Annotated in this window: 16 protein-coding genes; 7 read left to right on the top strand and 9 right to left on the bottom strand. The window is 50.1% G+C overall.

Annotation, left to right across the window (positions count from 1 at the left end):
- Window position 1: 1 nt before the first annotated feature.
- From OAN307_RS08085 to thyX, 4 genes are all read right to left on the bottom strand, one after another.
- On the bottom strand, window positions 2-322 hold the full coding sequence (locus OAN307_RS08085; RefSeq protein ID WP_044044565.1) for an arsenate reductase family protein: 321 nt from the start codon (window positions 320-322) through the stop codon (window positions 2-4).
- Window positions 322-507 carry an arsenate reductase family protein gene (locus OAN307_RS08080; RefSeq protein ID WP_051067971.1) on the bottom strand — a complete coding sequence of 62 codons (186 nt, stop codon included), beginning with the start codon at window positions 505-507 and terminating at the stop codon, window positions 322-324. Before OAN307_RS08080 ends, OAN307_RS08085 begins: the two co-directional genes overlap by 1 nt.
- A 104-nt stretch (window positions 508-611) precedes the next feature.
- A complete protein-coding gene (locus tag OAN307_RS08075; RefSeq protein ID WP_015499291.1) occupies window positions 612-1,688 on the bottom strand; it encodes an FRG domain-containing protein in 1,077 nt (358 codons plus the stop codon).
- A 44-nt stretch (window positions 1,689-1,732) separates the two neighbouring features.
- Window positions 1,733-2,656, bottom strand: coding sequence for an FAD-dependent thymidylate synthase (gene thyX / locus OAN307_RS08070; protein ID WP_044044563.1), 924 nt, complete (start codon window positions 2,654-2,656; stop codon window positions 1,733-1,735).
- A 201-nt stretch (window positions 2,657-2,857) separates the two neighbouring features.
- Here thyX and OAN307_RS08065 point away from each other — a divergent pair, with 201 nt between their 5' ends.
- The 5 genes from OAN307_RS08065 (at window position 2,858) to OAN307_RS08045 (ending at window position 7,389) form a co-directional block, all read left to right on the top strand.
- Complete coding sequence (locus OAN307_RS08065; protein ID WP_015499289.1) at window positions 2,858-4,006, top strand: hypothetical protein; 1,149 nt, start codon at window positions 2,858-2,860, stop codon at window positions 4,004-4,006.
- Window positions 4,007-4,102: 96 nt separating this feature from the next.
- Entirely contained in the window at window positions 4,103-5,389 is a 1,287-nt protein-coding gene (locus OAN307_RS08060) for a hypothetical protein (RefSeq protein ID WP_044043419.1), read from the top strand.
- A gap of 65 nt (window positions 5,390-5,454) precedes the next feature.
- The gene (locus OAN307_RS08055; protein ID WP_015499287.1) at window positions 5,455-5,889 is read left to right on the top strand and encodes a VOC family protein; all 435 of its coding nucleotides are present in this window, start codon (window positions 5,455-5,457) and stop codon (window positions 5,887-5,889) included.
- A gap of 22 nt (window positions 5,890-5,911) precedes the next feature.
- Window positions 5,912-6,646 (top strand): DUF1194 domain-containing protein, encoded by a 735-nt coding sequence (locus tag OAN307_RS08050; RefSeq protein WP_015499286.1) that lies wholly within the window; start codon window positions 5,912-5,914, stop codon window positions 6,644-6,646.
- Entirely contained in the window at window positions 6,643-7,389 is a 747-nt protein-coding gene (locus tag OAN307_RS08045) for a DUF1194 domain-containing protein (protein ID WP_015499285.1), read from the top strand. Before OAN307_RS08050 ends, OAN307_RS08045 begins: the two co-directional genes overlap by 4 nt.
- 419 nt (window positions 7,390-7,808) lie before the next feature.
- On the opposite strand, the gene OAN307_RS08040 is transcribed toward OAN307_RS08045, so the two are convergent.
- The 5 genes from OAN307_RS08040 to OAN307_RS08020 all read right to left on the bottom strand — a co-directional run bounded on the left by OAN307_RS08040 (window position 7,809) and on the right by OAN307_RS08020 (window position 10,314).
- Window positions 7,809-8,585: a hypothetical protein gene (locus tag OAN307_RS08040; RefSeq protein ID WP_015499284.1), complete on the bottom strand. Its 777-nt coding sequence runs from the start codon at window positions 8,583-8,585 to the stop codon at window positions 7,809-7,811.
- Window positions 8,582-9,100 carry a YbjQ family protein gene (locus tag OAN307_RS08035; protein WP_015499283.1) on the bottom strand — a complete coding sequence of 173 codons (519 nt, stop codon included), beginning with the start codon at window positions 9,098-9,100 and terminating at the stop codon, window positions 8,582-8,584. The genes OAN307_RS08040 and OAN307_RS08035 overlap by 4 nt, the downstream gene beginning before the upstream one ends.
- Before the next feature lie 105 nt (window positions 9,101-9,205).
- On the bottom strand, window positions 9,206-9,580 hold the full coding sequence (locus tag OAN307_RS08030; RefSeq protein ID WP_044043415.1) for a hypothetical protein: 375 nt from the start codon (window positions 9,578-9,580) through the stop codon (window positions 9,206-9,208).
- 11 nt (window positions 9,581-9,591) lie between these two features.
- A complete protein-coding gene (locus OAN307_RS30690; RefSeq protein WP_083902934.1) occupies window positions 9,592-9,738 on the bottom strand; it encodes a helix-turn-helix domain-containing protein in 147 nt (48 codons plus the stop codon).
- Between the two features lie 24 nt (window positions 9,739-9,762).
- Window positions 9,763-10,314, bottom strand: a complete 552-nt coding sequence (locus tag OAN307_RS08020; RefSeq protein ID WP_044044560.1) for a recombinase family protein — start codon at window positions 10,312-10,314, stop codon at window positions 9,763-9,765.
- A 566-nt stretch (window positions 10,315-10,880) separates the two neighbouring features.
- On the opposite strand from OAN307_RS08020, the gene OAN307_RS26060 reads away from it, so the two are divergent.
- Together OAN307_RS26060 and OAN307_RS08005 are read left to right on the top strand one after the other, a co-directional pair.
- A complete protein-coding gene (locus OAN307_RS26060; RefSeq protein ID WP_015499281.1) occupies window positions 10,881-11,786 on the top strand; it encodes a histone deacetylase family protein in 906 nt (301 codons plus the stop codon).
- A 294-nt stretch (window positions 11,787-12,080) separates the two neighbouring features.
- On the top strand, window positions 12,081-13,649 hold the full coding sequence (locus tag OAN307_RS08005) for a hypothetical protein (protein ID WP_015499280.1): 1,569 nt from the start codon (window positions 12,081-12,083) through the stop codon (window positions 13,647-13,649).
- Window positions 13,650-13,675: the final 26 nt, after the last annotated feature.

Here is a 13,675-nt window from a genome sequence, read left to right as displayed (position 1 = left end):
ATCAAACTCCTATTGCGGCCTTGGTGGCGGGCGTCCAGCCCTGATACCACGCGCCCTTTATTTCAATAACCGGGCGTTTCATCAAGGTCGGATGCGCAGACAGCAGGGTTGCCGGATCACAGGCCCGCTCTGCCTCAGATAGCCCGCGCCACGTGGTGGAACGGGTGTTGATCACCTTGTCGCCAAACGCCGCAACCATCGCCGCGCGGTCGGTGTCGCTGACCCCGTCGCTGCGCACATCGATCACCGTAACGTCGTGATCGGCAAGGTCTTTGAGCGCCTTACGGCAGGTGTCGCATGATTTGAGAGAGTAGAAGCGCATCACAGCCATTTATCCTCGGATATCAGATCAGCACGCACGTCACAAAACGCCAAATCATGCCCCGCGTTGGCGAGGTCTTTGCGCGCGCGGTTGCAGTCGGAACAGGTGGGCAGGCCATAGAGGATCATGTGTTTGGGCTTTCGGTTTGTTTGCGGGATATTGGCGGGGTTGTTGCGGGATGTCATTGGCGAATGTGCATTCGACCCGCTCAACCCTATCGATTAAGATGAAGGGGGCACTTGGCTCCCTAGGGGGGGGGGGCGAAGCTTAAAGACAAATCGCAGTAACGTTAAAAGAGTCGATGCCTGAGGTCAGAACAAATTGAATCAAGACCCGGCATGAGTGTAGACCTTGTGATCCCCATCAAAGCCAACTCATTTAGTGCAGTCTCGGCTTCGCTGGCTGGCAGGTCAAATGCCGTAAGCATCTCTGTGTTTGCTGCTTGCCCCAAATTAAAAATATGATCTTCTACGTCCTGTATGTTCGTCAACATCAAGACACCTTGCTGAGAAACCGCACGGTTGTTCTCAATTGGCAGCGCATCAATTAGAGAAGTATGAGGCGTTGAATATCCAACACTCTTAAACTGCCATGCTTTTTCCAATTCAACTTTATCGAGACAAAACACTCTTACTTTGTCCTCCCTATTGCTGAATTTAATTCTCTTCTTATCAAATTTTGAAAATGCAAACCATGCGGCGATAAACGGAGAATATGTCCAATCTAATAGTGGAGTTGGGAAACCGTGATGTTGTGCCAAGTTAAGCAAAGCGCCTAGGTCTCGGGGGATGTCTGGGTTGAATACATGATCTATGACACCCGATATAGAGTGATGTAATTGCCTGACATCCTGCTCAAGATACCGAACCAAGTCCTTCCTATCTGTACGATGAAAAGTAGTTTGAAGTGAAAACGGTTCGGCTTGCCCCCTAAAGACGAAGCTATGGAATTGCTTTTCCGAGACCGCTTCTTTGAAGGTCTTCCAGTTATAAACTTCATAGCTGGCATCGAGATATGAGAATCGTGGCGGCGACTCTTTGTTCAAAACCACCTGTATAGTCGCTTGGCTCTCGTCCACAGCTTTGATCCGAAGCTCATTTCTACTCAAACGCTCAAATCGTAATTTGATCGTAGTTGGCAAAGTACTGTTAGGAAAAAAATCTCTAACTTCGGCGACATTAAGCCTTCGACCATTTAGAGGATCGATTGGTAGGAACGTAACTTCTTTTTCGAAGACTTTCTTGTTTGTCTTGATCTCAAGTGAGCAACTCGCTGAAGGCTGATCTCTATCTTGGCTTATCAGTGTAGCCCTGCCAACCGATCCACCTGAAGATTTATCAAGGTCAAGAACAATGTAAGGGAACATACCCTCCGTTCTCGCCGTCCATTGGCCCGAATAGTCAAATGTACTCAACCCTCAACAACCCCCATAAATTCACGCCACTCGCCCTTGCTCATGCCTGACGTTTCCTGCGTCACTTTCTCTCCAGCGACCATTTTCCTCACACACTCGACCGCCTTGCCAGACAGGTTCGCGCCACCCAAACGGTAGTCTTCAAACGCGCCGTAGGCCGCTGGCACCCAGTCTTTCACCACCTCACAAATCGCATCGGCGTAGACGCGGATTTCGTATTGGGCGTGGCTGTCGGCGCGCAGGCGCAGGAAGTGGAACAAGTTGTGCAAATCGACCTTCCAGTACCATTGCGTGTAGATGTTCGCCGGAAGGTTCATGCGGGCGAGTTCGCGCGCGAGGCCCTGTTTGGCGTTTCCGTCTGCATCGGTTTCGGAAATCATGTCTTCATAGTGGTCATAGGCGCGGTTGGCGTCGTCTTTGAGGTAGCGCAGCACCTGTTCGGCCTGATCGCCACTCAACGTCTCACCACGGCCTTGGTTGTTGATGACAGATTGCGCCGCGAGGTCTTCGGCCCGTGGGATGTAGAATTCACGATCAAGGATCGAATAGCGCGCCGAGTATTCGTTGACGTTGGCGGTGCGGTGCCTGATCCATTGGCGGGCCACAAACACCGGCAGTTTGACGTGCAGTTTGACTTCGCACATCTCAAACGGGGTGGAATGCCAGTGGCGCATCAAATAGCGGATCAAGCCTTCGTCGTTTTGCACCGACTTGGTGCCACGTCCGTAGCTGACACGCGCGGCCTGACAGATCGCTTCGTCGTCGCCCATGTAATCGACAACACGCACAAACCCGTGGTCAAGCACGTCATGCGCCACATACAAATGTTTTTCCATCCCCGGTGAAACCGCGCGCAAGGTCGGCGTGGTCTGGCTACGGAGTTCGTCAATTTCGGCCTGTTGGTCGGGGGTCACGGGCATGGGATCGTCCTTTGCATGATGGTGCCAATTTACGCGATGATTCTGCGCAATCGAGTCCTGCGTACTGTATCCGCGCAACACCGCCGCGAAAACCGCGATATCCGGCGACAGTTCAACCATTAGCTGCGTTGACTTGGGCGGTGCAATTGCCGAGTGTAATCGCAATAGCTGGAACAGCAAATCAAGCAGGACACTAAGTTTATGAAATTAATAGTATCAGCCGCACTTTGTGGCTTCGTCGCGCTCGCTGCATGCGGCGGCGATGGCACGAACCCGTTCACGGACGACACGGTTACTGGAACAGATCCTGCTATTCCCGTGAATCCTGTTGACCCTGCAGATCCAGTCATCCCTGATGACGGCTTTGACATTGGCACTGGTGGCGTACCGCCGCAGGTCGATGGCCTACCGTCAGCACCAAACCGAAGCGTCGTGCGCTACGAAGAGTTGAACGAAAACGGTGGCGGTCGAGCCGAAGAATTTACCTACATTGAAGATGGGGACAGGTTTTCAGTCGACAACCTCGCCTTTGATGGGGATGAACCTTACTCACGCGAAACCGACCAGTTTCTTGCGAGCCTCGGACCCAACAATAGCTATGCTGTTTATGAGGCTGAACAGGTCGTGCCGGACTTTCTCGACTTTGATTCTATTGACCAGATCGTGCCTTACCGCGCAATTGTCGGCATCAGCAATGCAACGGTTGATGGCCCCCCCACTGTTGATGGCACCGCAACTAGCGTTCCACGCACATCCTTCGCGATTGTGCGCACCGGTGGCTATTTCGACTATGGCTTTGGTGGCTTTGTTTATCAACGCGCAGGCGGGGTGGTCATGCCCACGACAGGGCAAGCCCGATTTGATGGTGACTATGCGGGGATGCGCATTTACAACGGTAGAGCCGGATTGGACTACGTCGAAGGTAGAATGAGTATTGAGCTTGACTTCGATGACCCAACTGACGCGGTCGCTGGCGTCAAAGGCCGCATTTTTGATCGTTTGGCGTTTAATTCTAACGGCGTCCCGATTACGTCGACGGGCCAACACGAGATCACGCCCGTAGGTGTCCTGGCTTTGCCAGATATCAGCTTCATTCTAAATGGCGATCAAGGTAACGTCAGCGCGGATGGTGAGCTTAACGGTGGCTTGATCAGTTCATATCTCGATGCAACAGGCAATGAAGTTGATTACGAGGGCGGAACCTATTACGCGATCCTGGCTGGTGATACTATCACACCTGACGGTGGCGAAATCGTCGGCATTGTTGTCTTAGAGTCCGCTGATCCGCGATTTGATGGTGTCACGGTACAGGAAACCGGTGGCTTTATCCTTGTCCGCGATGAGGATTAGAATACGTCAATGTTTCGTCTAACGTGGTTACTCGTGGCCGTGATGCTCGGACCGTCTTACGCGGCGACCCAAACAATTTCTGTAACCCCTAATGAGATGAGGTCCACTGCCTTTGGTGCGTTGCAAGACGGACAACCTGCCCGGGCGCTAGCTTTGGGAGAAGCGTTGTTATTGCGCGCGGCCGACGACCCGATTGCATTGCGGATTGAGGGCCAAGCCGCCCTTGAAATCCGGCAGTCCGACGTTGCAGTGCGCCATGGTCGCATGCTATACCAGATTGCAGACGATAATAAGGTGCGCTTCTTTGCCGCCCGTCTTGTGGCGTTGGCGCACGCGCAGCAGAAAAACTACACCCGTTCACAAATCTGGCTGCGCCGTGCGCGCCAAGTGGCCCCTGATGCGGCGACAGCCGCTTCCATCGCCCAGGACTACGCAACCCTGCGCCAGCGCAATCCTTTGAGCTTTAATTTTGATTTTGGCGTGCAGCCCAGTTCAAACATCAACAATGGCAGTTCTGAATCGACGTATGAGCGTTACGGCCAACCTGTTTTGTTTTTAGGCCAGCCTATTGGCCTGACACCATCGGCGCAAAGCTTGTCCGGATATCAATTCTCTGCCGATGCGACGGTCGGGTACACCGTGAACGAAAACGCAAACAGCCGCACGGTTGTGTCTGTGACGGGTCAAATGCTGCGGTACGCTCTGTCAAACGATGCGAAAGCCGCAGCGCCCACGTTCGATGTTGGGAATTTGGCCTATGACCGCGCTGTCTTGGGCGTGCGCCACGATTGGCGTGTTGGCGAAGCGCGGCAGCCCCTCACGGCAGTATTCAAGTACGGCGTCAGTCAGATTAATGGTGAGTTTTATGCCCGCGACGTTGAATTTGACCTATCGACCCAGTGGCTTTTGAATGAGCGCACGCGCGTACGCTCGTGCGTGCGTTTAGGTCAGGTGACTTACGCGGGCACTGGAAATACCAGTGAAAGCTGGGCTCTGGATTTAGGTTGGAACCGCGCGCTGGGGGATGGCGATGCAGTGATCGTGCGGGGATCTGTCGGTCGTACCCTCTCTGATGACGCAGTCAGGCTAAATTCTGACAGGCAAGATTTTGGAATTACATATAACTTTGGCCGCGTTGCCGATGTGTTTGATGTTAGTCTCGGTTTAGGGCGGCAGTGGCGGAGCTTCGAACCCAGCGCGACCGCACCTGACGGTCGGACCGATTTGCGTACTGATGTTACATTGACTGTCGGGCTGCCGCTGATAGAATTTTACGGCTTTTCCCCTATCGCCAAACTGGAAGCGTACCAGACCAATTCCAATGTAAGTCGCTTCCAATCAGACGGGCTGTCGGTGGATGTGTCGATCCGCTCAAACTTCTAGGTGCGCCACATACTGGTCTCACCCGCGCGCCGTGCTAGGCTTGACCCAACAGAAACGGAGAAAACATGTCCCTTAAATATCTACATACTATGGTGCGCGTCAAAGACCTCGACGCATCCATCGCCTTTTACAAAATGCTTGGCATGATCGAACGCAGGCGCAACGAGTCCGAAGGCGGGCGCTTTACGCTGGTCTTTATGTGCCCACCCGATCAGGCAGACGGCCACGCCGATGTCGAACTGACATACAATTGGGACGGCGACGATGGCCTGCCATCCGACAGCCGTCATTTTGGCCACCTCGCCTACACCTGCGACAATATTTATGAGTTGTGCCAACAGCTTATGGACAATGGCGTGACAATCAACCGCCCACCCCGTGACGGCCACATGGCGTTCGTGCGCAGTCCTGACAATGTGTCGATTGAATTATTGCAGGCGGGCGATGCCTTAGCAAAATCAGAACCTTGGGCCAGCATGGAGAACACAGGTCATTGGTAAATCTCTGATCAGACTGTGCCTTTTGGCGGGCATCGCCACGCTCTGGTCACAGGGTGCTGCGGCCTGCCGATTGGCACTGGTTCTGGCGATGGATGTCTCGTCTTCCGTCAGCCCGCAAGAAGACGCGTTGCAGCGCAGCGGGTTGTCGGCGGCGCTGTTGGCACCGCAGGTTCAAGCCGCACTCTTTACCACAGATGATCCGGTCGCACTGGCGGCGTTTGAATGGTCTGGCCGCTATAACCAGTTGATTTTGCAAGATTGGATCTTAATCGATAGCCCGTCGACATTGGCCGGAGTCGCAAATCGCATCGCCACCACGCCGCGCAGTCATGACGATTACCCGACAGCATTGGGCTACGCGCTAGGATACGCTGCAACAATGCTGCGCAGCGCACCAATATGTGATTTTCAAAAAATTGACGTGTCTGGTGATGGGCGCAACAACGAAGGGTTTGATCCGCGCGCGGCCTACGCTGCATTCCCGTTTGACGGCATCACAGTCAACGGATTGGTCATCAACGTGCCCGAAGACATCAACGCCCGCGAAGCCCAAGACGATCTGGTCGACTACTACACGCGTGAAGTGATCCGCGGCCCATCCGCTTTTGTCGAAGTCGCAGACGGGTTTGATGATTTCGCCCGCGCGATGGAAGTCAAACTGATCCGTGAGTTGGGCGTGTTGATGTTGGGGCAAAATACCGTGCTGCTCCAAACTGGCCCGCAGTCAATAGGCCAAGACTTGGACCACGGCGGATGATCCGCGCGCCAGTCTTTCTTGCGGCGTGTCTTTTGACTGTTCTCCTTTCCAGCCCGTTGGCGGCGCAAACAAGCTGTCGTCAGGCGTTGGCGCTTGGGCTTGATGTTTCTGGGTCCGTTGACGCGCGGGAATATCGATTACAATTGGACGGCTTAGCGCTGGCTTTGGCTGATCCTGAGGTTACAGCAGCCCTGCTCGCACAACCCGGCGCACCAGTTAGAATTGCAATCTATGAATGGTCTGACCCTGGCGACGAGCGCCTCGTCGTTGGCTGGACAGACATCGCAACCCAATCTGATCTTTTTGCCATTCAATCAACTTTGCGCACTACGCAGCGCGCAGCGATGGGGCCAAGAACGGGCCTAGGCGCGGCACTGCAAGCAGGGTTTGCACTGCTCGACCAACAACCCGATTGCTGGACCCGCACCCTTGATATTTCTGGCGATGGCAAAGCAAACACCGGGCTGCGACCGCAAGAGGTCATCGACGGCCCTGCTGGTGTCACTGTCAACGGGCTGGTCATTGGCGTCGATGACAATATCACCGGTAACAGCAGAAACCTGCAAATCGCAGAATTGACGTCCTATTACATCGCCTATGTCATTCGCGGCCCCGACGCCTTTGTTGAAACGGCGTTGGGTTTTGACACCTATGCCGACGCCATGCGCCGCAAACTATTGCGCGAACTCACGACATTCGCGATCGGCCAGCTATCACCTACTGATCACCGCATAGCGGATTAGTAGATATAGCGGATTTGTGTATCAATTTTGATATCATATATTTCAATGACTTACGAGGACGCGTAGTGTCCACACCACCCTCAAACGTAGTGTCCATTCATCTGAAACTTTAGATCAATGTGCAAAGGAAACTTCCCCGTGAAGCCCCTCAGCAGGAAAACGCCTGTATCACTCAGCCAAATAGCTAGTGCCTCGTCATGGTTCACGTGTCTGAGGGTTCATCTAAAATACATAAGGACTATGGTACTAAAACCCCGCCAGACGTCCTGTATGATGACATGACTAAGATATTTGCTGTGACAGACTGGGGTTACTACGAGGACTGATCACCAAAGTAATTCCTTATGTTATCGCGCGAGGGGCATACCTAGCTCAGGCGAAACCTTTGGCTATGATCTGGGGGACCCATCGCTTTCAATTTACGCGTTGCAGTCATATGGATCACCATCCTCAGATACTCCCAGTTCTTTGGCCCTCTGCTGAAGCGTCTCCAGCAACATTCCAGTTTCGATCAATACCTCAAGTTCCATGATAGCATTTTCGTTGATCAGTTCAGCCAGAAGTATCTCTGATGTACTAGGGCCTGAGACTTCAGAATTGGGCAAACCACCTGATACAAAAATTGAGTTACAGATATCATTTGTTAGTGCAGACCTAGGATCACTGTTGAACCATGCACTGCACTCTTGAATGGTTGCAGCCAAGGTATTGACGCGTCTGTCTTGGCGTGCGGCCTCGGCTTGCTGGAGGGTCTGGTTGGTTTCATCTAAGACCTCTTGCAGTTCACATATCCGCGCGTTCACTGCCTTTGCCGTTGCTTCCTCAATTTCTTCCAGTGCAACTTCTTCTGCTTCCCGTGCTGCTTGGGCTGCAACTTCTTCTGCTTCCCGTGCGGCTTGGGCTGCCGCTGCTAGAGACCTGATCTCTTCGTATTCCTCCAGTGTAATAAATTGGCCTAATCTCAGTTGGAAAACCATTTCTCTGCCCATAGCCTCTGATACGCAATTATTTGCTGCCGTCCGGCTCCGCATTGGAACATGGCTAAACGTTCTCATCTCGCTTGCCATTTCTTGAACGGCGGCATCATCACCCCTTGTTAGTGCATCTTCGCAATCACCATAAATGTCGGCTGACGCTGATGATACCAATGCTACCCCAACAGCAAATACAACGCTAAATATTGCTACTCTTTTCAATCTAGTGTCCCCTCAATGATAACAGCAGTACCCGATGCTACCAGCATGACCATAGACCCAGCAGCAGACAACTCGACATAATCAAGGTCAACACCAACAACAGCATTGGCACCTACCATGTGAGCTTCTCGCTTAAGCTCATAAAGTGCTGTCTTGCGGCTATCCCGCATTCTCCGCTGCACGGCATCGGATCGTCCACCAACAATATCTCTGACGCCAGCAAACAGGTCTTTGAAAATGTTCATCCCAAAGGCGCATTCAGCCGTCACGATCTCGATACGTTTCGTGATGTTGAGGTTTGGGGCGGTCTCCGTGGTTAGCAGGACGGCATTTATCTCAGCTTTAATCGCGCGTTCTTCATCCTGACGCTTTGCTTTCTGATTGCGCAGCAACTCATCAGTGCCTTTGAGCAAGGCATTATTCCGCTGTGAGTTCAGCTTGCAATCTGGACACAGGCTGTCAGCCCACGCATTCCCAAAGCTGATTTTCTTGCCACAATTGGTACACTTAGCCATCTTATGTCCTATCTACAATCAAGCGTTTGATGATGTGTAGACGGTGGCTCTACCAATAGCGATGGAAGTAGCTCCTCTGCCAGCATCACGCGCAACATGCCCATCTTATCGGGAGTTTTTGACCAGCTTTGCAACATTAGAGGAAATCTCAGCTAGTAAGCCCAGCAGCACTATTGCGAAAGAACCACTGATAATTACGCTTACCCCGAGTATGGTTTGGCCTTCAGAGAAAAACACTAGAGCTATTACGCAGATGACTATGAAAGACACAGCGGTGAAGACATATGCTATTCTTGTGTAAATGCATTTTGCTTCGTTATTTGCATTGGACGCGTTAGCCTCTTCCATCTCAACAGCTAACCCTTCGGCTCTATTTGATTCAACGAGTGTTTCTCGCGCAATAGTAGCACCACAAACGTAACAATGGTCTCCGGCATTGAGGAACCCTAGCTTTACATCACATCTTTTGCAGTTAGCCATAATATCTCCCCTTATGCTTTCAACGATTTATAAACTGTAGCTCGACCTATGCCTAGCTCCTTAGCTATCGCTGTAGCACCCATGCCAGCAGCCCTAAGCCCTTTAACCTTGGCATCATCCACCGTCTTGGGTCTACCCTTGTAGAGGCCCTTAGCCATAGCCTTGGCGATACCCTCTTTGGTCTACTTCAAGCAGCGATAGTACGAAGCCTTACTCATCCCAAGCTGCTCCATAACCAGCACTCGTGTGACACCAGCTTCCACCAGAGCTTTAACCTGATCAGCTTGCTTCATAGCAGTAGGCACACGGCCCTTGTACTTGCCCTCAGCTTTAGCTCTCTTGATACCCTCAATTTGACGTTCCTTCATCATCTCACGTTCAAACTGAGCGACAGACACCATCATGTTCAGGATGAGCTTACCTGTGGCCGTCGACGTATCAACCGTTTCGGAGCCTAACGACAGGATCACAAGACCAGCACCCTTGGCTTCAATCAACTGTAGCAATTCACCCATGTGCATCACGTTACGTGCCAGACGATCCAGCTTAGTCACCACCAGTTTGTCACCTGTGCGTAGCATATCAATGGAACGTGTTAGCTCGTCTCTCGATGCTACAGCACTCACCTGTTCCTTGAATATCCGCTCACAGTCATATGCCTCTAGCTCCACTACCTGAGCTTCATAACCTGCGGTCTGATCAATAGTGCTAGTTCTGGCGTATCCAATAAGCATCTCAGTATTCTCCATTGTCGAATCATTAGCCTCTTAAGCTTAATTGAGACTACCACTGTCTCACAATTGGAGCAAGCTAATGAGACTGATTGGATGCTAAAGGGGCGATACAAGTGTCTCAAAGATGAGGATCACACGCCCCTGACCTAGTGAGACTAGGATGGAGCTATTGTGTGACGTTGCATTGGTAGCTTTCAGTCTCTGAGTATTATTCTTAAAAAGGCTTTAAAGTATTGGAGAGATTGAGACGGGCGGACAAAGGTGGTGGATTAAGGGCAAGAACTGTCAGGATGCCAGTCGGAGCTACAGACGGGGATAATCCTGAGTTTCATACTATTAAACAATCTGATGTTGCTACGGCTCTTGCCTTTCGAACCTTCTGGATCGTTCTACATACAAGGGTGTCCAATGATTGCTGCTAGGAATGGTATAACTCTCAGCGAGTAGTGGTTATACGTTGACAAAACTTGTATTTCCTCCCCCATCAATGCAATCTGATCTCACCAGTGGTAGTTAACACGTCAAATGGTCGCCGCACCCCCAGCAAACTCAATTAAGGCCATGTCGTGTCTCAAATTCCAGTAGTTTATAATGATTTTTACGATATTTGCGTTCCACTGACACATCGTTTTAATGGGACAAAGTTCTCTAAGCTAGTGCATTATCTTCAACGTAGTGACTTCTCTAATCAACTTGATTTCATACATTCCTCTCCCGTGCGTTATGAAGATATTAAGCGTGCACATGCAAATGATTACGTGCAGCGTGTGGCAACAGGGGCGCTATTGAGAAACGAAGTTCGACAAATCAATTTGCCTATAAATACTCAGTTGATTAAGCGCAGTTTCCTTGCCTTAAACGGAACCTATACAACGGCCTTGAAGGCTTTGGAAACAGGCGTCGCGTGCCATGCTGCGGGGGGTACACATCATGCACATTATTCCCATGGATCAGGGTTTTGTGTGTTCAATGATTTAGCATTTACTGCTTTAAACCTGATCGAACATGGTATGGTTGAGAGTGTTCTGATCTTAGACTTGGACGTACACCAAGGCGATGGAACGATCGACATATGCCATGGAAAGCGGGGTATTTACACCTGTTCGTTGCACTGCGAGCAAAACTTTCCGTTTCAGAAACGTCAAGGCACTCGTGACGTACCGCTCGATTGCCACTTGGAAGACAATGCATATCTTGATCAGCTGCACCGCACTCTCGCTGACATCTCCAGAGACTTTACGCCTCAGCTAGTCTTATACGATGCGGGCGTTGATGTGTTCTTGGGTGATCAATTAGGGAATTTAGATTTGACGCTAGAGGGGGTCTTTAAACGTGACTGCATTGTTTTAGAACACTTTAAGAATTGTAATATTCCGATCGCGACAGTCATAGGCGGCGGCTATAGTCCGTCTGACGCTGACATTGCACGGCGGCATTTATCTATATTTCATGCAGCAGTTGATGTGTTTTAATCTATTCGCCCATTTATTATTAGCCTCCATTGGACGGATAGCCCTACCTGTGCCTCAATCCACAATCTTGTCATTTCTCTCGGCGCATGAACTGGCAGTAATATCAGGCTACTTGTGAAGGCTATGTAACCCCTAGACACACACATTGTCCGCATGGTGGAATACTACATAACCATAGCCACTTAGGTCACAACTACTGACTTATATTACACGAGATTTGGTTTGATTAACTTGTGTTGAATGACATCAGCTTATGGGGCTGAGTGGGAATGAATATCTAAAGGTAAGGCCAACATGACTGATCTACCCGAAATGGATGTATGGCACTCTAAACCCTTAGATGTTCACGTCTGGTCTGAGCATCCTAAGATTAATCAGGTTGTAAATACGGTCTATGACAGCCTTACAGATGACAATCAGACGCTCATTAGTGGCAAAAGTAACAACCAAGGCAAGGCATCTGGCAGGACACACTTGAAGGTTGTTCTGGTAGACTTGTACGTAGCTTGGAAGACTGATCCTCTGCTCTGCATTGGTGTTGCTCGTGGTAATGACGCCTACAAAGTGGGCAGTAGATATAACGCTCTGCATATATCCAATAAAATACGTAAAGTTATTGATACGCTTACCGATGAAGGTTTTATAGACTTCAGAAAAGGTAGTAATGTCCGTACAGGTTCTGGCCATGGTAGCCGTACATCTAGGATGCGTGCCACGAAGAAATTAACCGATCTATTCTTACCGATTGGGCTGGAACTGTATGAGTTGGACCTTCACCACAAACGAGAATGCATCATCCTAAATGAACATGATGTTGATGACCTTGGAGAATTCGTAAAGACATCAACTGGAGCCAAGAAGAGCAAACCCATTGATTATAACAACACTCCTGAGACCATACGCATGAGAGGTGAGCTTACAGCTTACAATGACCTCCTCAGAGAGACTTATATTGATATTCCTACATTAGAAGAACCACGGATCAGCCGCAAAGTGTCCAATAAAAAGGACCAATACGTTTCTATAGGTCAGCACAACAAATTTGTCAGACGGGTCTTTAGTCGTGGTGATTGGAACCTAAATGGTCGCTATTATGGTGGTTGGTGGCAGCAGATCGGTAAAGATTACAGGAAGAAAATATCCATCAATAATATGCCAACTGTTGAGATAGATTACAGGGGTCTTCATGTAGCAATCCTTAGTGCTCAGAGGGGTGCTACCAATGACCCTGTGGATCGTTATGACCTTGGTGAGTTACTACTACCCCAGTTCGATCTAAAGCAGCAAAGAACAATAGTTAAATCCCTAGTCCTGACTGCCATTAATGCCAAAGACCAGAGCGCAACTTATGCAGCATTTAGGAAGGACCAGCCAACAGGATCACTAGAGAAGAAACTGACTAATGTTGAGCTATCAAAGCTACTAGAAGCATTCCTCAAGAGGCTACCACATCTAAGGGATGACCTATGTTCAGATAAGGGTATCGAGCTGATGTTCATTGATAGTCAAATTACTGAGAGCATCATTAAGAGCTTTGTAGAGCACAACATACCCATACTATCAGTTCATGACAGCTATATTGTTGAAACACACAGGGTAAAGCTTCTTAGGAATGCCATGTCTAAAGCAACAATAGCCCTAGTGGGAAGAGACCTAGCAGTCGAACAGGAAGTTCCAGGCTATTATGATATCATGAATATGCAACACCAAGATAGGGACCTATATCTTGACGCATTTACTAATGTCCTAAGCATGAGTGATCAAACAGATCAGTATCAAGATAGACTACGCAAGTTTATGAAATACAGGAAGGACAACTTCCATGAGACATACTGGATAGGTAAGCTACCTGTAGAACAATAACAGTAGTAGTCCTGAGCAAGAACATC

This window comes from Octadecabacter antarcticus 307, assembly GCF_000155675.2.
Lineage (GTDB): Bacteria > Pseudomonadota > Alphaproteobacteria > Rhodobacterales > Rhodobacteraceae > Octadecabacter > Octadecabacter antarcticus.
The sequence above is the reverse complement of the archived record's forward strand: the minus strand, read 5'-3'. Positions and strand labels throughout refer to the sequence as shown.